The organism is Prauserella isguenensis (assembly GCF_014191605.1).
In the GTDB taxonomy this organism is placed as follows: Bacteria; Actinomycetota; Actinomycetes; order Mycobacteriales; family Pseudonocardiaceae; genus Prauserella; species Prauserella isguenensis.
This window is the reverse complement of the sequence record NZ_JACHWU010000002.1, coordinates 630,593-650,335: the sequence shown is the minus strand read 5'-3', so window position 1 is coordinate 650,335 and position 19,743 is coordinate 630,593. Positions and strand designations below refer to the sequence as shown.

Here is a 19,743-nt window from a genome sequence, read left to right as displayed (position 1 = left end):
CTTCCCCCACTTCTCCCCACGGTTGAACCACTGCTGTGACCTGCGTGAACTCGTCGCAAACCCGGCTGCTCTCGCGGTTTTCTCGTTGACTGTGGGGAGAAGTGGGGTACGGTGGTGACCAGTGGGGCGGAAGGGAGCTCCGTGGTCGATGCCGGCAGGTCCGACGGGAAGGACTGCGGGCTCGGCAGGGGAGGTGGAGGCCGATGTTCCTCGGCACTCACACCCCGAAGCTGGACGACAAAGGGCGGCTCACGTTGCCCTCGAAGTTCCGGGAAGCGCTGGCCGGGGGCCTGATGATCACCAAAGGTCAGGACCACTGCCTCTACGTCTTCCCGCGAGCGGAGTTCGAGCAGATGGCCAGGAAGGTCGCGGAGGCCCCGTTCACGAACGAATCGGTGCGGGCCTATCAGCGGTACCTGTTCGCGGGCACCGATGAGCAGCGGCCGGACAGCCAGGGCCGGATTCCGATCGCACCCGAGCTGCGGCGCTATGCCGGGCTCAACAAGGAATGCGTGGTGATCGGGGCGATCACCAGGCTGGAGATCTGGGATTCCGAGGCGTGGCAGTCCTATCTGGACGAGAACGAGGACAACTACGCCAAGGCGCAGGAGGAGATCCTGCCCGGTGTCTTCTGACACGGAATCTCCGACGTCCGGTCGCGGCGTGCTTCCCGGGTCGTCGGGGACACGGGAAGCAACGACAGGCGACGTGGGCGCGGATGCCCTCAGGCTGCGGCCCTGATGCACCTTCCCCGGTATCAGGCCCGCAACCTGTAGGCATCCGCCCCGCGTCGGGGAGAGAAGTCCCGGTGGGGCGGGGCGGAAGGGGGCGCAGTGACCAGTGATTCCGCGCACCTGCCCGTGCTGCTCGACCGCGTCACCGCATTGCTGGCTCCCGCGCTGAGGGACCGGGACGCGGTGCTCGTCGACACCACGCTCGGCCTCGGCGGCCACGCCGACGCGCTGCTGGCCGACCACCCGCGGTTGCGGCTGGTCGGTCTGGACCGGGATCCGAACGCCCTCGACCGTGCCCGGCAGCGATTGTCTCGTCACGGCGATCGGGTCGACTACGTCCACGCGGTCTACGACGAGCTGCCCGACGTCCTGGACGAGCTCGAGCTGTCGCATGTGGACGGCGTACTGATGGACCTGGGTGTCTCGTCGATGCAGCTCGACGTCGCCGACCGCGGGTTCGCCTACGCGCAGGACGCTCCGCTGGACATGCGGATGGACCAGACCACCGGCCCGCGGGCCGCCGACGTCCTCAACACGTACTCGGTCGCGGAGCTGACGCGGATCCTGCGCGAGTACGGCGAGGAGCGGTTCGCGCAGAGGATCGCGAAGGCCGTCGTCGCGGAACGGGAATCCGAGCCCTTCGACCGGAGCGACCGTCTCGTGCGATTGCTCTACGACGTCGTGCCCGCAGCGAGCAGGCGCACAGGTGGACATCCTGCGAAGCGGACGTTCCAGGCGTTGCGCATCGAGGTCAACCGGGAGCTGGACGTGCTGCGGGCCGCGGTGCCGGCCGCGCTCGACGCACTGCGTGAGGGCGGCCGGATCGTCGTCGAGGCCTACCACTCGCTCGAGGACCGCATCGTCAAACGTGCCCTGGCCGACCGTGCCACCTCGCGGACCCCGGAGGGGCTGCCCGTCGAGCTTCCCGGGCACGGACCCGAGTTCCGCCTGCTCACCCGCGGTGCCGAGAAGGCGGGCGAGCAGGAGATCGAGCACAACCCGCGTGCGGCGTCGGTACGGCTGCGCGCGGCCGAGCGGATTGGAGCGGCTGCCTCATGACTGCACCCGCACGTCCTCGTACTCAGCCGGTCGAGCGGCCGCGGCAGACCCCGCGCCGCACCGCGAGGCAGGCGCCGACCTCCGCTCCCGAAACCGGATCGCCGCGGCGACGCAGTTCCGCGGCGGAGCGCGCGTACGCCCGGCGGGCCCAGCGCGCCGAGACGCTGCAGCGGCAGACCGAACGCCGGGAGACGCCGGAGCCACGCAGGCTGCGCATTCGACTGAGCTGGCCGAAATCGCGCGCGTCGTTCGTGTTGATGCTCATGGCCCTGATGGCCGTGGGGGTGGCGACGACGTTGTGGCTCTCGACCCAGGCGATCTCCGACTCGTACCGCCTCGAACAGCTCCGGCAGAACAACGCCTCGCTGGCCGAGCGGTCGGAGGAACTGCAGCGCGCGGTCGCCTCGGCCGAGGCGCCGGCACGGCTCGCGGAGCGTGCGAGGGACCTGGGCATGGTGCCGGGCGGCAATCCGGCCCGGCTCGTCGTGCGCGACGACGGCACGGTGCGCGTGGTCGGTGAGTCGGAGCGGGCGAGCCCGCCCGCACCGCAGCAGCCGTCGACCGGGCGTCCCGGCGGGGACGCGAACGACGCGGGCGACCGTGACGGGCGCTCCGGCGGTGCACAGGGTGACGGTGCCGGCACGCAGAGCCGTGACCGGCAGGCCGGTGACGGACAGGCGGGCGATGCGCAGGGCGACCGGGCGCAGCAGCGTGACCGGCAGGCCGGGGACGACACGCGCGGTGACCGCGGGGACGGCGGCGTCGGCGGCCGGGGCGGCGACACTGGAACCACCGGCGACGGTGACCGGCCCGCGGACTCAGGCGCTGGGGAGACCGCCGACTGACTCCCGGTCCCGCCTGCCGCCGGTGCGGGAAGGGAGAACGTGAACGAACCGGAGGGGACCGATGCGACCGAAACGACCGGGCAGGCCGGGCGGCGCGAACAGGTCGGAGCCGTCGCGGGGGCGCGGCCCGGTGGGCCGGACGTACTCGGCCAAGGCTCGTCGCTCCGGCACCCCGGCCGACCGCGGCACGCGGAGCCGGTTCGTCATCGGCCGGATCGTGCTCGTCGTGGTGCTCGTCGCCACCGGTCTCAAACTCGGCTACGTGCAGGGTTTTCAGGCGGAGGCGCTGTCGGCCCGGGCGGAACAGCAGCGCACGACCACGATCGACATCCCGGCCCAACGTGGCTCCATTGTGGACCGCAAGGGTGCGAAACTCGCCTTCAGTGTGGAGACGCGGACGCTGTGGGCGAATCTGCGGCTGATGCGTAAGAACTGGGACGAGCACGAGAAGAAGCACCCGAAGTCCGGCGAGAACTTCGACACGCGGGTCGCCGAGATCGCGAAGTTCATCGCGCAGAAGGTGTCGGGGAAGACGTCCGAATCCGAGCTGCTCGACGCCTTCCACGACGAGGATTCGAGTTTCACCTACCTCGTCGACGACGTGCAGCCGTCGGTGGCCGACGAGATCCAGGAGAAGTTCCCCGAGATCGGCTACGAGAAGCGTGCCCGCCGGGAGTACCCGGCCGGGAAGGTCGGTTCGAACATCGTGGGCTTCGCCAACTGGCGCATGGAGGAGCCGGACCAGTCCAAGCACAACATCGAGGGCCTGGCCGGGTTGGAGAGCGCCCGTAACGGGGTGCTGACGGGTGAGCCGGGACGGCAGGTCGTGGACACGGCACAGGGCACCGACGTCGTGATCCCCGGTACGGAGCGGGAGGTGCAACCGGCGGTCCCCGGCTCCGACCTGGAACTGACCATCGATTCCGACGTGCAGTACAACGTGCAGCGGATGCTGTCCGACTACGTCGAGAAGTCTCGCGCGGAGGGTGGCAGCGCGGTCGTCCTGGATTCGGAAACGGGCGAGATCTACGGGCTGACCAGTGAGAAGACCCTCGACCCGAAGAACCTCGACCCGGCTCTGATGACGGAGAAGGCCGTGACGCAGCCGTTCGAACCGGGGTCGGTGAACAAGGTCATCACCGCCGCGGGCGCGATCGAGGAGGGGATCACCGACCCGAAGGACGTCCACCGGGTTCCCGGCTCGATGAAGGTCGCGGACCACACCGTGCGTGACGCGTGGGAGCACGGCACGCAGCCGTTCACCACGACGGGCATCTTCGCCAAGTCGTCGAACGTCGGCACGCTGATGCTCGCCCAGGAGCTCGGCCCCGACCGGTACATGGACCTGCTGAAGAAGTTCGGACTCGGGCAGCGGACCGGTGCGGGCCTGCCGGGCGAGAGCCCCGGGTTCGTCCCGCCGCGCAACCAGTGGTCGGGCACGACATTCGGCAACCTGCCGATCGGGCAGGGCCTGTCGATGACGGTGCTGCAGATGGCGGGCATGTACCAGGCGATCGCCAACGACGGCGTGCGCGTCGAGCCACGTGTCGTCGCCGCGACCCGCACCCCCGACGGCAGGCGGGTGCCCGAGCCGAAGCCGGATCGCACGCGGGTCGTGAGCCCGAAGGCGGCCGAGGCCGTGCGCAACATGCTGCGGGCGACGACGCAGGACGGGGACATGTACGAGAGCGGCACCGCTCCGCAGGCGGCGATCGAGGGCTACCAGATCGCGGGCAAGACCGGCACGGGTCAGCAGGTGGACCCCGAGACCGGTGCGTACAGCAACGAGCTCTACAACATCACCTTCGCCGGGATGCTGCCCGCCGACGATCCGCGGTTCGTCGTCGGCATCCGGCTCGACGCCCCGGACACCACATTGCCCGAGGGCAGTTCGGCGGCGCCGCTGTTCAAGCAGATCTCGTCGTACCTCGCGCAGCGCTACGAGATCCCACTCTCGGACAAGGAGGCACCGGTCGTGCCGCTGATCCGGCGGCAGTGACGGCACACCCACGACCGCCCGGACATGCGAGAGGGGTGCTCACCATCGGGTGAGCACCCCTCTCGGCGTCTCGGGTCCTCCGCGTCGCTGGCCTACTTGGCGTACAGCGAGTCGATGTCGCCCGCGTAGTTCTTGCTCACGACGCCCCGCTTGAGCTTCATGCTCGGTGTGACCTCGCCGCCCGCCTCGGTGAAGTCCTGCGGCAGGATGCTGAACTTCTTGATGGCCTCGGCGTGCGAGACGAGCTTGTTCGCGTCGTCCACGGCGGACTGCACGTCGGCACGCAGCTTCTCCTCCGAGGCCAGGTCGGCGACGGTGGCGTCGGAGGAGAAACCGTTCTGTTCCTTCCAGGTGGGGAAGAACTCCTCGTCGATCGTCACCAGCGCGCCGATGAACGGCCGCTGGTCGCCGACGACCATCGCCTGGCTGATCAGCGGGTGCGCCTTGAGTGCGTCCTCGAGCGTCGACGGGGCGACGTTCTTGCCGCCCGCCGTCACGATGATCTCCTTCTTGCGGCCGGTGATCTTGACGAAACCTTCGTCGTCGACCTCACCCAGGTCGCCGGTGTGGAACCAGCCGTCCTCGAGCGATTCGGCCGTGGCCTGCTCGTTGCGCCAGTACTCGCCGAACACCACGCCGCCGGAAAGCATCAGCTCGCCGTCCTCGGCGACCTTCACCGACGTGCCCGCGACGGGCCTGCCGACGGTGCCGACCTTGAAGGCGTCACGCGTGTTCACGCAGGCGGCCGCGGTGGTCTCGGTCAGGCCGTAGCCCTCGAACACCGGAACGCCGATGCCGCGGAAGAAGTGGGCGAGCCGGGTGCCGAGCGGCGCTCCACCGGAGACGGCGGCGATGCACCGGCCGCCGAGGGCGGCGTGGAGCTTGCTGTAGACGAGCTTGGCGAACACGGCGTGCTTGAGCTTGAGGCCGAGGCCCACCTTGCCCGCGTCGGTGGCTTGGCTGTAGGCGATCGCGGTGGCCTCGGCCGCGTCGAAGATCTTGCCCTTGCCGGCGGCGTGGGCCTTGAGCTTGGCCGAGTTGTAGACCTTCTCGAACACGCGCGGCACGGCGACGACGAACGTCGGCCGGAAGGCGCCCAGGTCGGCGACCAGGTCCGTGGTGTCGGTGTGGCCGAGCGTCACGCGGGAGGAGAACGCCGTGATGGCGATGGCGCGCGCGAGGATGTGGGCCAGCGGCAGGAACAGCAGCAGCGAGTTCCCGGACTCCATCAGGTCCGGGAAGGCGTCGATGTCGGCACGCACCTCGGAGAGCAGGTTCCGATGGGTGAGCGTTACGCCCTTCGGCCTGCCCGTCGTGCCGGACGTGTAGCAGATCGTCGCGACGTCGTCGGCCCGCACCGAGCGGCGGCGGGTGTGGACGTCGTCGTCGGCGCGGTCGGCACCGAGCGCGGTCAGCGTCTCGACGGCGCCGGCGTCGCCGTCGATCTGCCAGGCGTGGGCCAGCTCAGGCAGCCGGTCGCGCACCTCGTTCAGGGCGGCGGTGTGCTCGGCCGTCTCGACGACGACGGCCTTGGCCCCCGAGTCGGACAGGATCCAGTGGACCTGCTCGGCCGACGACGTCTCGTAGATCGGCACGGTGACGCCGCCCGCGGCCCAGATCGCGAAGTCGAACAGGGTCCACTCGTAGCGGGTCTTCGACATCAGCCCGACGCGGTCGCCGTGTTCGATGCCCGCGGCGATGAGGCCCTTGGCGGCGGAGAGCACCTCGGCGGCGAAGGTGCGCGCGGTGACGTCGCGCCACGAACCGTCGATCAGCCGACGGAAGCTCACGGTGTCGCCGAACCGCTCGGCGTTGGCCCAGACGACGTCGGAGGCGTTCTCGTCGTCGGCGATGGGCCGTAGTGCTGGGGCGCTGTACTCGCGCACGTCAACCTCCGCGGTGGGATTCCAAACAACGTTGTTACTCGCCGGTCAACTTAGCCGGTGTCGGTGCCGTTCACCATGGGTGGGTGCGGGCATGTTGTGAGGCGCATACCATCTCGCAACCGTGAGCGGATCCGAATCCCAGCCTGCGCTCGACATCGTCGACGAGACCTTTCTGACCGTGCCCCCGAGCACACTCGCCGCGGTCTTCGCGGACCCGGCGGCGTGGCGGCGGTACTGGCCCGACCTGGTACTCGAAGTCTATACCGACCGCGGTGAGCGGGGCCTGCGCTGGACCGTGCGCGGTGCGCTGGTCGGCACGATGGAGGTGTGGCTCGAGCCCGTGCTCGACGGCACCCTGCTGCACTACTTCCTCCGTGCCACCCCGGTGGTGGCCGACGGCACCCGGCCGTCGGGCGCGCGGTTGCGGCGGGAGTTCGACCGCCGGGCACGCGCGGCCAAGGCGATCGCGCTGAACCTGAAGGTCACGCTGGAGGACGGCCGCGCCGCCGGGTTGCCGCCCCGCTCGGCGGTAGGGTGATCACGTGCGGGTTCATGTGGTCTCCGACGTGCACGGCAACGCCGAGGCACTGGCGCGCGCCGGTGACGGCGCGGACGCGCTGGTCGTGCTCGGCGACCTGATCGACTTCGTCGACTACCACGAACACGAGGGTGGCATCCTCGGCGCGCTGTTCGGTGCCGAGAACGTCGCGACGTTCGCCCGGCTGCGCCGCGCGGGCCGCCGTCCGGAGATGGTGGAGCTGTCGAAACGGCTGTGGGGCAGTTTGGACGACCCGCGGGCCGCGGTGGACGAGGCCGTACGTGAGCAGTACACGCGCCTGTTCACCGCACTGCCCGCGCCGACCTACGTGATCCCCGGCAACGTCGACGCGCCCGCGCTCTGGCCCGAGTTCGACGCGCCCGGCCTGCACTTCGTCGACGGCGAGGTCCGCGACATCGGCGGCCTGCGGTTCGGGTTCGTCGGGGGAGCGGTCCTGCCGGAGGGTGCGACACCGCGGCGTGACCAGGCGTGGCGGCCGTACCTGCGCACGCGGGAGGAGTTCGACAAGGCCGTCGCCGGGCTGACCGGCGTCGACGTGCTGGGCAGTCACATCCCGCCCGCGCTGCCGGAGCTGACCTACGACGTCGTCGCGCGTCGGGGTGAGCTCGGCTCGGAAGCCCTCGCCGACCTGATCGTGCGGGAACGGCCCCGGTGGTCGTTGTTCGGCCACGTGCACCAGCCGTTGTCCCACGCGAAGCGGGTCGGTGTGACCGAGTGCCGCAACGTCGGGCATTTCCAGCGCGACCCGCGGCCCTACGTGCTGCGATGGTGAGACACCGGACCGCTACGCTCTAGCGCCATGGCCGACCAGTCCACGCAGTCCATCGAGGTCGATGCCCCTCCGGAGCAGATCATGGCCGTCATCGCCGATCTGCCCGCCTATCCGGAGTGGGCCCAGGCGGTGCAGCATACGGAAGTGCTGGGTACCGACGAACGGGGTCGGGCCACGCAGGTGCGGTTCACGCTCGACTCGGGCCCGGTCAAGGACGTCTACACGCTCGAGTACGACTGGTCCGACGACGGGTTGTCGGTGAGCTGGCACCTCGTGAAGGGTCAGATGCAGAAGGCCCAGAACGGCCGGTACGAACTGCAACCGCTCGGCGGCGGCCGGACGCAGGTGACCTACACGCTGGCCGTCGAGCTGGCGCTGCCCATGATCGGGATGCTGCGCCGCAAGGCCGAGAAGATGATCATGGACACCGCACTGAAGGAACTGAAGAAGCGCGTCGAGGCCGAGGGCTAAGGCGCGTGCGACTGCTGCTGCTGACCGGGAAGGGCGGCGTCGGCAAGACGACGCTGGCCGCCGCGACCGGTGCCGCGCTGGCGGACCGGGGCAGCACGACGCTGATCGTGTCGACCGACCCGGCGCATTCCCTGGCCGACGCCCTCGCGATGCCGGTCGGACACGACCCCGTCCTGGTGGCCGACCGGCTGTACGGCGCACAGCTCGACATCCGCGCGCTGGCCGACGACGCGTGGGACGGCGTGCGCGAGCAGCTGCGGGCCGCGCTGGTGCGCGGCGGCGGACTGGACGGGCTCGCGGCCGAGGAGCTGAGCGTCGTTCCCGGCGTCGACGAACTGCTGGCACTCGGGGAGGTGCAGCGGCTCGCCGGAACCGGGCGCTGGGACGCCGTCGTCGTCGACTGCGGTCCGACGGCGGAGACGCTGCGGCTGCTGGCGTTGCCGGACGCCGTGTCGGGGTACCTCACGCGCATGGCCGGCCCCGTCACGAAACGGTCCGCGCTGGCTCGGTCCATGGCGCGGCTGGCCGAGTACACCCGGTCGTTGCGGGACCTGCTGACCGATCCCGCCCGCACGAGCGTGCGGCTGGTGTTCACGCCGGAACGCGTCGTCGTGGCCGAGACCCGGCGGACGCTGACCTCCCTCGCGTTGCGCGGCATCCGGGTCGACGGCATGATCGCGAACCGCGTGATGCCGTCGCCGGGCTGGTGGCGCGGTGCGGCCGCCGCCTGGGTGCGGCAGCGGCGCCGGCAGCAGGAGGAGGTCCTGGCGGAGCTGGCACGCTCCGGGGTCGGCGATGCGGCCGATCGCCTGCGCTCGGTCGAGTACCGGGCCGACGAACCGGTCGGGGTGGCTGCGCTCCGCGAGGTCGCCGCGGAGCTGTACGGCACCACCCACCCGTTGGACGACGGTGCCCGGGGGGACGACGGTGCCCGGGCGGACGGCGGCGCTGCGCGGGACGACGCCGGCACGTCGGAGGTCACCGGCGGGCAGGCGGGTGACCGGTCCGAGCGGGCCGGAACGGGCGGACGCGAACCGTTGTTGCAGATGTTCGAGGCCGACGACGGCTATCGGCTCCGGGTGGCAGTGCCGCTCGCCCGGGACAGCGTCGTCGACCTCGCGAGGGTCGACGACGACCTCGCGATCACCGTCGACGGGGTTCGGAGGCTGATCGCGTTGCCGGAGCCACTGCGCGCCTGTCGGATCACGGACGCCGAGTCCGATCCCCGTGGCGTGCTCGTGTACCTGGAGGGAACCGTATGAGCGGCACCGACGGCTCCGCGGGCCACGCGGACGGGCCCGCGGCGGGGGACGGCCCCGCGGCCGACAGCGCGCGGCTGGCCGAGGAGATCCGGCTGCTGGTCGACCTCGTCACCGAGCGGGCCGAGCCGTGGCTGCGCAGCGTGTTCGCCGCAGGGCACGGCCGCGGCGACCCGGAGTCGTGCGACGCGCCCGGTCCCGGCGGGTCCTGGCCGGGAGGAACCGGCCAAGGAGGAGGAACGGGAGCCGGGCAGGGGAGCACGCAGGACGACACGCCGCCCGCGGACGGCTCGGGTGCCTCTTCGTCCGGTGCCACTGCGTCCGGTCCCATGGAGTCCGGGCCCGCGGAGTCCGGTCCCGCGGGCGACGGTCCCACGGGTGGCCAGGGTGGCCGCGCCTCGGCGTGCTCGTGGTGCCCGTTGTGCGCGGTCGTCGCAGTCGTACGGGGTGACACGCCGGAGATGGCGGCGCGGGTGCTGGACCAGGCCGCCGCGCTGATCGCGCTGCTGCGGGCCGTGCTCGCGGACCGGTGGCAGCCGGACGAGGGCGTGCACATGCCCGGGTATCGCCCGTCGTCGCGGCCGGGGCCGCCCCCGGCAGGTCCGGCCCCGTCGGGGGCGTCGGTGTTCGCCGAGTGGCCCGGCAGGGGATCCGGGGCAGGCGGACCGGCCGGCGCGGCGCGACGGGTGCAGCGGGTGCCGGTGCGTCCGCGCGAACGCTGGGAACCAGGGGAGTAGCCGGTGGCCGCGATCGGAATCGACGTCGGCGGCACGAGCATTCGCGCAGGCGTCGTCGACGCGACCGGCGACGTGCTCGACACCGCGCGCACGGGCACCCCGCACGACGAGGCGGCCCTCGAGGACGCCATCGCGGGCGTGGTCGCCGACCTGCGGAGCAGGCACGAGGTGGCCGCCGTCGGGCTCGCGGTCGCCGGGTTCGTCGGACGTGACCGCACATCGGTGATGTTCGCCCCGCACCTGCCGTGGCGGACCGCGACGGTGGCCGACCGGATGAGCGAGCGCCTCGGGTTGCCCGTGACCCTCGAACACGACGCCAACGCGGCCACGTTCGCCGAGTACCGGTTCGGAGCCGCGCGGGGCACGTCGGTCGGCGTGTTCGTCGCCCTCGGCACCGGCATCGGGGCCGGTCTCCTGCTCGGCGGCGAGTTGTTCCGTGGCGCGCACGGCGTGGCGCCGGAGCTGGGACACCTGTGTCTCGTGCCGGGAGGGCGGCAGTGCCCGTGTGGAAAGTCGGGCTGCTGGGAGCGTTACTGCAGCGGTACGGCACTGGCCGCGACGGCGATCGAACTGCTGGCCACGCGGCCTCAGCACTCCACGGTGCTGGCCAGGGAGGCGGCGGGCGACCCGGGAGCGGTCACCGGCCGCCGCGTCGCCGGGGCGGCACGGGACGGCGACCCGCTCGCGCGCAAGGCGATGGCGGAGCTGGCCCGGTGGCTCGGCGAGGGGCTGGCGCTCGTCGCCGACGTGTACGACCCCGAGGTCGTCGTCATCGGTGGGGGCGTGTCGTCGTCGGCCCCGCTGTTCCTCGACGACGCGCGGGAGACGTATCTGCGCGCTGTGACGGGCGGCAAGCACCGCCCGCACGCGCGGATCCGGACGGCACAGCTGGGTGACGAGGCCGCGATCGTCGGGTCCGCCACGCTCGCGGCCGAGAGTGGCCGCCGAGTGGTCTGATCCCCGGCGAACACGGGCGTGTCGCGGGCCGGACACGCTAGATTCGAACGATGCTGGTCGGCAACGGGGACGGGTTCGTCAGCTGCGTCTGCGGACGGCGGCACTGGGGATTGTTCGGTGCCGCCGGACTGCTGTTGAGTGATCCGCGGCGCGGCGTGCTGTTGCAGCACCGCGCGGGTTGGACGCACGAGGGCGGTTCGTGGGCGTTGCCGGGCGGTGCGGTGCAGCCCGACGAGACCTCGGCCCAGGCGGCCGCCCGGGAGACCGAGGAGGAGACGGCGGTGCCCGGCGAGGCGTTCCGGGTGCTGGCCCAGCGCGCCGACGAGCACGGGACCTGGCGATACACGACGGTCCTGGCGACCGTGCTCGGCGACGCGGCACGGCCCCGCGTGACCAACGCCGAGAGCACGGCGCTGCGCTGGGTGCCGCCCACCGACGTCGCTGACTATCCGTTGCACAGCGGCTTCGCCGCGGCCTGGCCGGAGCTGCGTGGTCAGCTCGACCGGAGGCTCGTACTGCTGGTCGACGCCGCGTCCGTGCTCGGCCCGCGCCCCGGTGGCGGGCCGAACGAACCGGGTGGCGCTGTGGTGTGGCTGCAAGACCGGCTGGCGGTGCTGGCGGGCGTGGGAGTCTCCGCGGGCGACCTGGGTCTCGACGGTGTGGCCGGCGCCGCGCACTGGACGTGGTGGCCGCACGTCGTGCTGGTCGCGGGCGGCCCGGCCGCGGGGGCCGGAGCGCGGATCGGGCCGGTGGCGGGCACCGAGGCAGCGGCGGCCATCGAGACCGTGGCGGGCATCGAGACCGTGACGGAGGGAGACCGCGGGATCGGAGCGGCCGTTCGTGCGGCGCGCGCGGCACGGCCCGGCGATCACCTCGTCGTGGTCACGGCCGCCGACCGGCGCAGCCAACCCGCCGAGGCCGAGGCGGTCGAGGCTGAGGCGACGGCCGTTGTCGACCCGGCCGTGCTGTGGCGGCTGCTCGACGCCTGCACACCCGCGTGAGCGGCCACCCGCGGCGGGTCAGACCTGGGCGCCGTTGGTCGGATCGGCACCGTCCGGCGGACCCTGCCTGACCCGCAACAGCAGCAGGGCGATCCCCGCCGCGAGCGAGAGCATGCCGAGCGGGGTGGCGACCGCGCCGGACAGTCCGACGAGCGACGGCGCCATCAACAGCACCAGGCCGAGGACCACCAGGGCGAGAACGAGTACGGCGCCCTTGCGCGGTCTCGGCAGCGGGGGCGGTTCGGGCGGGACGAAGTGGTTGTCGGGATCATCGGGGTCGTCGTCGCCGGGTGCCGGGCCGAACATCGTCTCGTCCCACGCGATCGGGTTGTCCCGCCAGCCGTCGCCGCGGGAACCCGGCGCGCCGGTGGTCCTGCCCGCGTCGGCTTCGCGGTCGTCGGACGGGTCGGGGCCGGGCCGCTCCAGCAACGCGCCGTCGCCCCGGTCGCCACCGGAACCACCCCGGTCGCCACCGTGATCGTCGGCACCGGGTTCGTCGGCGGCCTGCTGATCGAGCGCGTGTTCGTCGAACTCCTGCTCGCCGAATCCCTGCGCGCGCAGGTCGGCGACGATCTCCTCGAACGCGGCGTCGACGTTCTCCGGCCCGTCGGAGCCTGGTCTGCTCACTTGGTCCCCACCTGCCTGCCGGCTGCTGCGAACTCGCTGCTGCGTTCGAAAAGAAGCGGCGCGTCGTTGTCGAGGGTGGCGACGTGACCGCTGTCGTGCAAGACGACCTCGGTGACGCATGCCGGATCGGTACCGATGCCGTCGAGCACCGCCCGGGAGTCGACCGGCTCGACGATGTCCTCCTGCCACGTCGTGCGGTTGCACTCGCGCCACGCGGTGTCGTGCCCGGGCAGGTGCGGACGGCACACCGTGTGCCCTTCGGCCGCCAGATGCCGTCCCCACGGACGCATACTCGGCGGGGTTTCCGTGAACCCGTGACACAACACCACGCCGGTTCCGCTGGTCCCGGTGTGCTGGAACGGCTCGGCGCCGGCGAGCACGGGCATGCCGTCGGTCCCTTCCTCTCCACGGGTGATCGGGGCCATGGTCGCACGGCGGCCCCCACCCGCGGGCGGGAAGCGTCCGCTCTCCCCGCCGGTGGGGACCTGCGCCGTTCCGGAGAGGCGGCCGGTGTGAGATAGACGGTGGTTACGACCCCGCGGTTGTGGCGGTGAACACGACGTTCGTAGTGTGATCGCCTCGGTTGGGTGACGAGACGAGGAGGCGCGGCCCGGTGGTGTATCGGCTGCTCAAATACGTGGTGCTGGGGCCGCTGCTGCGGCTGCTGTGGCCGACGAAGGTCACCGGCACGGAGAACATCCCCGCCGAGGGCGGTGCGATCATCGCGAGCAATCACCTCGCCGTGGCCGACTCCTTCTTCATGCCGGTGTACGTGCCGCGGCGCGTGACGTTCCCTGCCAAGCAGGAGTACTTCACCACGCCCGGCCTCAAGGGTCGGCTCCAGAAGTGGTTCTTCACCGCTTCCGGCCAGTTCCCGATCGACAGGTCTGGTGCCTCGGCGGCCCAGGCCGCGCTCGACACCGGTGTCCGGCTGCTGGCGGAGGGGCGTCTGCTGGGGATCTATCCGGAGGGGACCCGCTCGCCCGACGGGCGGCTCTACAAGGGCAAGACCGGCGTCGCCCGCATCGCGCTCGAGGCGCAGGTGCCGGTGATTCCGGTCGCGATGATCGGCACCGACCGGGTCAACCCCATCGGTTCGAAGATGTGGTGGCCGCGGAGACTGGAGATCCGGTTCGGTGAGCCGCTCGACTTCTCCCGTTACGCAGGTCTCGCGGGTGATCGGTTCGTCGAGCGGTCGATCGCCGACGAGATCATGTACGCCCTCATGGAGCTGTCCGGCCAGGAGTACGTCGACGTCTACGCCGCGAAGGCCAAGGAGGAGCTCGGCGAGGCGGTGCCGTTGCACGGCCGGGCCGGCGAGGTCGGCGCGGCCCGGGCGGGCACCGCGCCGTCACGGGTGCCGGAGAGCCGGGCGGGCTGAGTCGGCGGAGGTCACCGGCCCTGCCGGCCTGCCGGGATGAGGGCTTCGGCGAGCGGCCCGCGGCGGTACGGACCGGCTCGTCCGGCGCCGCGGGGCGCCCGTTACGGTGCTGCGGTGCGATTCTTCTACGACACCGAGTTCATCGAGGACGGCGTGACCATCGACCTGGTGTCGATCGGTGTGGTGGACGAATCCGGACGCAGTTTCTACGCGGTCTCCACCGAGTTCAACCCGGACAAGGCGGGCAAGTGGGTGCGGGAGAACGTGCTCGACAAGCTGCCGTCGCCCGCGGACAAGGCGTGGCGCAGCCGCGAGAGCATCCGGGAGGGCCTGCTCGAGTTCTTCGGCAAGCCCTCCGAGGGCATCGAGCTGTGGGCCTGGTACGCCGCCTACGACCATGTCGCCCTGGCCCAGCTGTGGGGCTCGATGCCGAAACTGCCGCGCCAACTTCCCCGGTTCACCCGGGATCTGCGGCAGCGTTGGGAGGACGTCGGCAAGCCGGTGCTGCCCAAACAGCCGCCCGACGCGCACGACGCGCTCGCCGACGCACGGCACAACCTGGAGCGGTGGAAGATCATCGAACAGGTACGTCTGCGTGAGGGCTTCGCGCGCTGACGGGCGGGCCCTCTCGGACCGGTACGCGAGCGTCGCGGACGGGCCCCGCTGTGTGGACGGCATGGGTCCGCGGTCCGGCAGGACGCGGTGGAATCGGCCGCGCCCCGCCGGACCACGGAAAGGTGTGCGAGCGCGGGCCGCTCAGCCCCGGCGGGCGCGGACGGCCGCGGCGAGGTCGTCGAGCAGCGACGCCGTCGTGGTCCAGTCCAGGCACGCGTCGGTGATGCTGCGTCCGTAGTCGAGGTCGGCCGCGCGCCCGAGGGTGAGGTCCTGCCTGCCGTCGGCCAGGAAGCTCTCCACCATCAGCCCGGAGATGCCGGGCTCGCCCGCGCCGATGCGCTCGGCCAGCTCGGCCACGACACCGGCCTGGCGCACGTGGTCCTTACCGCTGTTGCCGTGGCTGGCGTCGACGACGAGACGTTCGGGCAGCCCCGCCTTGCGCAGTCGTGCGAGCGTGTCCGCAACCGTGTCGGCGTCGTGGTTCGGGCCCGCGCTGCCGCCGCGGAGGATGACGTGGCAGTCCTCGTTTCCGGCGGTGGTCAGGAGAGCGGACACGCCGTCGGTGGTGATACCGGGGAAGACGTGGCTCGCCGCAGCCGCGCGTGTGGCGTCGACGGCGACCTGCACGTCGCCGTCGGTGGAGTTCTTGATGCCCACCGGCATCGACAGGCCGCTGCACAGCTGGCGGTGCACCTGACTGGCCGCGGTGCGCGCACCGATGGAGCCCCACGTCACGACGTCGGCGATGTACTGCGGAATGATCGGGTCGAGGAACTCGCAGCCGACCGGCAGGCCGAGCGCAGAGACGTCGAGCAGCAACTGGCGCGCGAGACGCAGGCCCTTGTTGACCGCGAAGCCGCCGTCGAGATCGGGGTCGTTGATCAGGCCCTTCCACCCGAGCGTGGTGCGGGGCTTCTCGAAGTACACGCGCATCACGATGTGCAGCTCGCCGCGGACCTTCTCGGCGTGGGCGGCCAGTTTCCGGGCGTAGTCGAGCGCGGCCTCGGCGTCGTGGACCGAGCAGGGGCCGGCGACGACCAGCAGGCGGTCGTCACGGCCTGCCAGAATGTCGACGGCGGCGTCCCGGCCCGCGGTGACCGTGCGGGCGACGGTGTCGTCGACGGGATGTTCCTGGCGGAGCAGGGCGGGCGACATCAACGGGCTGACGTGGGTGATGCGGTGGTCGTCCAGCGGGATCCCGGTGTGCGAGGCCGCGGCAGTGCCCGTCGCCGCGGGATCGGGGGATGCCGTGGTCGGCAGAGTGGTCATCGGGGTGACTTCCTTTCCGCAAGCCGCCCCGGGCACCACCGAGCCGGCTTGACGTCCGGCTCGAAGTGGATGTGGTCAGCGCAGGTTCACGCCGACCGGCCCACTACGGGCCGGCCAGGTAAACCAGTAATAGCGCTGCATGCCCTGGACCGTAGCAGAGGCTCACCTCGCTCCACCGGTGCAGTGACCTATGTCTACGTCGAACCGGTTGCCGGAGGTCACGGTCTCGCGCTGCGCCGACCCGGTGACGCGCGGTTATCCTCGGTGCTCAGGGCGATGGATGACCACGGAGGGTGGAGCCGAATGCGGGTGGGGGTCCTGACCGGAGGCGGCGACTGTCCCGGGCTCAACGCGGTGATCCGCGCGGTGACGATGAAGGGCGCCGGGGAGTACGGCTGGGAGGTCGTCGGGTTCCGCGACGGCTGGCGCGGCCTGCTCACCGGATCGCTGCGCCGGCTCGGCCCCGGCGACGTCGAGCCGATCCTCACCCGTGGCGGCACGATCCTCGGCAGCTCACGCACCAACCCGTACGCCGAGGAGGGAGGCGCCGAACAGGTCGCGAAGGTCCTGGCGGCGGAAGGGATCGACGCGCTGGTCGCCATCGGCGGCGAGGACACGCTCGGCGTCGCGGAGCGACTGTGGCGGGACGGAGTGAACGTCGTCGGCGTCCCGAAGACGATCGACAACGACCTCGGCGCCACCGACTACACCTTCGGCTTCGACACCGCCGTGCACATCGCCACCGAGGCGATCGACCGGCTCCGCACCACGGCCGAGTCGCACCACCGAGCACTCGTCGTCGAGGTGATGGGCAGGCACGCCGGCTGGCTCGCGCTCCACTCCGGCCTGGCGGGCGGGGCGAGTGTCATTCTCGTGCCGGAGCGGCCGTTCGCGGTCGAGCAGGTCGTCGGCTGGGTGCGGGCAGGGTTCGAACGCGACCGCGCACCGATCGTCGTCGTGGCCGAGGGGGCGCAGCCCGACGACGGCGACGAGGTACTGCAGACCGGCGAGAAGGACGCGTTCGGCCACGTGCGGCTGGGCGGTGTGGGTCACTGGTTGGCCGACGAGCTCGCCCGGCGCACCGGCAACGAGTCCCGCGCGGTCGTCCTCGGTCACACCCAGCGCGGCGGCACGCCGACCGCCTACGACCGCGTGCTGGCCACCCGGTTCGGTCTGCACGCCGTGGCCGCGGTCGCCGACGGCGACTTCGGGACGATGACGGCGCTGCGCGGCACCGACATCGTCCGCGTTCCCCTGGCCGAGGCGACCGCCGAGCTGAAGACGGTGCCGCCCGAGCGGTACGCCGAGGCGGAGGTCCTCTTCGGCTGATCCGCAGGGCCGGTTAGCGTTTCCGGCCGTGGGGTTCACGGGATTCGGCGAGTACGCGATCGACTTCTACGACGGCCTGGTGGCGGACAACTCGAAACCGTACTGGAACGCCAACGTCGAGACCTACCGTCGCGACGTGCGCGGCCCGATGGAGGCGCTGTTGGCCGAGCTGGCCGACGAGTTCTCCGACCTGGGCGAGCCGAAGGTGTTCCGTCCGTACCGTGACGTGCGGTTCGCCAAGGACAAGACGCCATACAAGACCCACTGCGGCGGGGTGATCGAAGCCGGCCGCGGCGGCGGCGCGTGCTACGTGGAGGTCGGACCCGCCGGGCTGCGCGCGGGCGGAGGGTGTTTCCACCTCGCCACCGACCAGCTGGCCCGGTTCCGGCAGGCCGTCGACACCGACGTTCACGGCCGCGCGCTCGAACGCATCCTCGACGACCTGCGCGGCACGGGCTGGGAGATCGCGGGGGAGACGCTCAAGACCCGGCCGCGTGGCGTGCCCGCCGACCATCCCCGTGTGGAGCTGCTGCGTCACCGCAGGCTGTACGCGATCCACACGTGGGAGCCCGACGACACGCTGCACGAGCCGGAGTGCCTCGATCGGGTGCGCCGCGCCTGGCGGCAGGTGCGGCCGTTGAACGAGTGGGCCCGCGACCACGTCGGTGTGAGCGAACGGCCACGGCGCTGACCGGCGCCGGTGCGGGTACACCACGCCACGCGGCACGCGGAGACCGGATCGGTCAAGACGAGACGGCGCCGACGGTCTACGCTGTGCAGGTGTGAGCCGACGAGCGAAGATCGTATGCACCATGGGCCCCGCGACGGCGACGAAGGAGAAGGTCCACGACCTCGTCGAATCGGGCATGGACGTCGCCCGGATGAACTTCAGTCACGGCGACCATGACGACCACAGGCAGGTGTACGACCTCGTCCGTGCCGCCGCGGCCGAGACGGGCCGGGCCGTCGGCATCCTCGCCGACCTGCAGGGCCCCAAGATCCGGCTCGGCACGTTCGCCAGCGGTCCCGTCGAGTGGCGCACCGGGGACACGGTGCGCATCACCGTGGAGGACGTGGTCGGCACCCACGACCGCGTGTCCACCACGTACAAGGGCCTGGCCGAGGACGCCAAGCAGGGCGACCGGCTACTGGTCGACGACGGCAAGGTCGGGCTGACGGTCGAGGAGGTCGACGGGGCGGACGTGGTCTGCACCGTCACCGAAGGCGGCACGGTCAGTAACAACAAGGGCGTGTCGCTGCCGGGTATGGACGTGTCGGTGCCCGCGCTGTCCGACAAGGACGTCGAGGACCTCGAGTTCGCGCTGGAACTCGGCGTCGACTTCGTCGCGCTGTCGTTCGTGCGTTCGCCCGCCGACATCGACGTCGTCCACCAGGTGATGGACCGTGTCGGCAAGGGTCGCGTGCCGGTGATCGCCAAGCTGGAGAAGCCCGAGGCCGTCTACAACCTCGAAGCCGTCGTGCTGGCCTTCGACGGCCTGATGGTCGCCCGCGGCGACCTCGGCGTCGAGCTGCCGCTCGAGCAGGTTCCGCTGGTGCAGAAGCGGGCGATCCAGATCGCGCGGGAGAACGCCAAGCCGGTCATCGTCGCCACGCAGATGCTCGACTCCATGATCGGCAACTCCCGGCCGACCCGCGCCGAGGCGTCCGACGTCGCGAACGCGGTGCTTGACGGCGCGGACGCGGTGATGCTCTCGGGGGAGACGAGCGTGGGCCGCTACCCGATCGAGACGGTGCAGACGATGTCGCGGATCGTCGAGGCCGTCGAATCCGATCTGCCCGCGGTACCGCCGCTGTCGCACGTGCCGCGCACCAAGCGGGGCGTGATCTCGTACGCGGCGCGCGACATCGGCGAGCGGCTCAACGCGAAGGCACTGGTGGCGTTCACCCAGTCCGGCGACACGATGCGGAGGCTGGCCCGGTTGCACACCCGGTTGCCGCTGCTGGCGTTCACGCCGTTGGAGAGCGTGCGCAGCCAGCTCGCGCTGACGTGGGGCACCCACACCCAGCTCGTGCCGAAGGCCGATTCGACCGACCGGATGATCCAGCAGTGCGACCGCGCCATGATCGAGACGGGCCGGTACCAGCAGGGCGACCTGGTGGTCATCGTCGCCGGCTCGCCGCCGGGCACCGTCGGGTCGACCAACCTGATCCGGGTCCACCGGCTCGGTGAGGACGACCACGCCTGACGGTGCCTGACCGGCCGGAGCGGGCCGCCGCTGCCA

Annotated in this window: 20 protein-coding genes; 16 read left to right on the top strand and 4 right to left on the bottom strand. The window is 71.5% G+C overall.

Annotated features, from left to right (window positions below):
• The first annotated feature begins 203 nt into the window (after positions 1–203).
• The 4 genes from mraZ (at position 204) to FHS23_RS11495 (ending at position 4,637) form a co-directional block, all read left to right on the top strand.
• The gene (gene mraZ / locus FHS23_RS11510; RefSeq protein WP_183652950.1) at positions 204–635 is read left to right on the top strand and encodes a division/cell wall cluster transcriptional repressor MraZ; all 432 of its coding nucleotides are present in this window, start codon (positions 204–206) and stop codon (positions 633–635) included.
• A 198-nt stretch (positions 636–833) separates the two neighbouring features.
• Positions 834–1,793, top strand: coding sequence for a 16S rRNA (cytosine(1402)-N(4))-methyltransferase RsmH (rsmH, locus tag FHS23_RS11505; protein WP_183652947.1), 960 nt, complete (start codon positions 834–836; stop codon positions 1,791–1,793).
• Positions 1,790–2,638, top strand: coding sequence for a cell division protein FtsL (ftsL, locus tag FHS23_RS23920; protein ID WP_183652944.1), 849 nt, complete (start codon positions 1,790–1,792; stop codon positions 2,636–2,638). The genes rsmH and ftsL overlap by 4 nt, the downstream gene beginning before the upstream one ends.
• Before the next feature lie 61 nt (positions 2,639–2,699).
• Positions 2,700–4,637 carry a peptidoglycan D,D-transpeptidase FtsI family protein gene (locus FHS23_RS11495; protein ID WP_183652941.1) on the top strand — a complete coding sequence of 646 codons (1,938 nt, stop codon included), beginning with the start codon at positions 2,700–2,702 and terminating at the stop codon, positions 4,635–4,637.
• A gap of 92 nt (positions 4,638–4,729) precedes the next feature.
• Here the strand turns inward: FHS23_RS11495 and FHS23_RS11490 are convergent, their stop codons facing one another.
• Positions 4,730–6,523 carry an AMP-binding protein gene (locus FHS23_RS11490; protein WP_183652938.1) on the bottom strand — a complete coding sequence of 598 codons (1,794 nt, stop codon included), beginning with the start codon at positions 6,521–6,523 and terminating at the stop codon, positions 4,730–4,732.
• A gap of 121 nt (positions 6,524–6,644) precedes the next feature.
• Here FHS23_RS11490 and FHS23_RS11485 point away from each other — a divergent pair, with 121 nt between their 5' ends.
• From FHS23_RS11485 to FHS23_RS11455, 7 genes are read left to right on the top strand one after another with little or no spacing between them, the layout of a single operon-like run.
• Positions 6,645–7,061 carry a polyketide cyclase / dehydrase and lipid transport gene (locus tag FHS23_RS11485; protein WP_183652935.1) on the top strand — a complete coding sequence of 139 codons (417 nt, stop codon included), beginning with the start codon at positions 6,645–6,647 and terminating at the stop codon, positions 7,059–7,061.
• A 4-nt stretch (positions 7,062–7,065) separates the two neighbouring features.
• A complete protein-coding gene (locus FHS23_RS11480) occupies positions 7,066–7,854 on the top strand; it encodes a metallophosphoesterase (protein WP_183652931.1) in 789 nt (262 codons plus the stop codon).
• 27 nt (positions 7,855–7,881) lie between these two features.
• Complete coding sequence (locus FHS23_RS11475) at positions 7,882–8,325, top strand: SRPBCC family protein (RefSeq protein ID WP_183652928.1); 444 nt, start codon at positions 7,882–7,884, stop codon at positions 8,323–8,325.
• A 5-nt stretch (positions 8,326–8,330) separates the two neighbouring features.
• Positions 8,331–9,587 carry a TRC40/GET3/ArsA family transport-energizing ATPase gene (locus FHS23_RS11470; protein WP_183652925.1) on the top strand — a complete coding sequence of 419 codons (1,257 nt, stop codon included), beginning with the start codon at positions 8,331–8,333 and terminating at the stop codon, positions 9,585–9,587.
• The gene (locus tag FHS23_RS23915) at positions 9,584–10,321 is read left to right on the top strand and encodes a hypothetical protein (RefSeq protein ID WP_425501115.1); all 738 of its coding nucleotides are present in this window, start codon (positions 9,584–9,586) and stop codon (positions 10,319–10,321) included. Before FHS23_RS11470 ends, FHS23_RS23915 begins: the two co-directional genes overlap by 4 nt.
• An 18-nt stretch (positions 10,322–10,339) precedes the next feature.
• Positions 10,340–11,278: an ROK family protein gene (locus tag FHS23_RS11460; protein ID WP_183653863.1), complete on the top strand. Its 939-nt coding sequence runs from the start codon at positions 10,340–10,342 to the stop codon at positions 11,276–11,278.
• A gap of 50 nt (positions 11,279–11,328) precedes the next feature.
• Complete coding sequence (locus FHS23_RS11455; protein WP_183652921.1) at positions 11,329–12,279, top strand: NUDIX hydrolase; 951 nt, start codon at positions 11,329–11,331, stop codon at positions 12,277–12,279.
• An 18-nt stretch (positions 12,280–12,297) separates the two neighbouring features.
• Here FHS23_RS11455 and FHS23_RS11450 read toward each other — a convergent pair whose 3' ends face one another.
• Both FHS23_RS11450 and FHS23_RS11445 read right to left on the bottom strand, forming a co-directional pair.
• Positions 12,298–12,906: a hypothetical protein gene (locus FHS23_RS11450; RefSeq protein WP_183652918.1), complete on the bottom strand. Its 609-nt coding sequence runs from the start codon at positions 12,904–12,906 to the stop codon at positions 12,298–12,300.
• Positions 12,903–13,331 carry an alpha/beta hydrolase gene (locus tag FHS23_RS11445; protein WP_425501114.1) on the bottom strand — a complete coding sequence of 143 codons (429 nt, stop codon included), beginning with the start codon at positions 13,329–13,331 and terminating at the stop codon, positions 12,903–12,905. The genes FHS23_RS11450 and FHS23_RS11445 overlap by 4 nt, the downstream gene beginning before the upstream one ends.
• A gap of 188 nt (positions 13,332–13,519) precedes the next feature.
• Between FHS23_RS11445 and FHS23_RS11440 the strand changes: the two genes are divergently transcribed.
• Together FHS23_RS11440 and FHS23_RS11435 are read left to right on the top strand one after the other, a co-directional pair.
• Positions 13,520–14,287: a 1-acyl-sn-glycerol-3-phosphate acyltransferase gene (locus tag FHS23_RS11440; protein ID WP_183652915.1), complete on the top strand. Its 768-nt coding sequence runs from the start codon at positions 13,520–13,522 to the stop codon at positions 14,285–14,287.
• A gap of 114 nt (positions 14,288–14,401) precedes the next feature.
• The gene (locus FHS23_RS11435; protein WP_183652911.1) at positions 14,402–14,902 is read left to right on the top strand and encodes a polyadenylate-specific 3'-exoribonuclease AS; all 501 of its coding nucleotides are present in this window, start codon (positions 14,402–14,404) and stop codon (positions 14,900–14,902) included.
• 141 nt (positions 14,903–15,043) lie between these two features.
• On the opposite strand, the gene FHS23_RS11430 is transcribed toward FHS23_RS11435, so the two are convergent.
• On the bottom strand, positions 15,044–16,171 hold the full coding sequence (locus FHS23_RS11430; protein WP_183652897.1) for a 3-deoxy-7-phosphoheptulonate synthase: 1,128 nt from the start codon (positions 16,169–16,171) through the stop codon (positions 15,044–15,046).
• Between the two features lie 303 nt (positions 16,172–16,474).
• On the opposite strand from FHS23_RS11430, the gene FHS23_RS11425 reads away from it, so the two are divergent.
• The 3 genes from FHS23_RS11425 to pyk all read left to right on the top strand — a co-directional run bounded on the left by FHS23_RS11425 (position 16,475) and on the right by pyk (position 19,707).
• Positions 16,475–17,500, top strand: coding sequence for a 6-phosphofructokinase (locus FHS23_RS11425; RefSeq protein ID WP_183652894.1), 1,026 nt, complete (start codon positions 16,475–16,477; stop codon positions 17,498–17,500).
• A gap of 28 nt (positions 17,501–17,528) precedes the next feature.
• Positions 17,529–18,191, top strand: a complete 663-nt coding sequence (locus FHS23_RS11420) for a TIGR02453 family protein (RefSeq protein ID WP_183652891.1) — start codon at positions 17,529–17,531, stop codon at positions 18,189–18,191.
• A gap of 91 nt (positions 18,192–18,282) precedes the next feature.
• Positions 18,283–19,707, top strand: a complete 1,425-nt coding sequence (gene pyk / locus FHS23_RS11415) for a pyruvate kinase (protein ID WP_183652888.1) — start codon at positions 18,283–18,285, stop codon at positions 19,705–19,707.
• Positions 19,708–19,743: the final 36 nt, after the last annotated feature.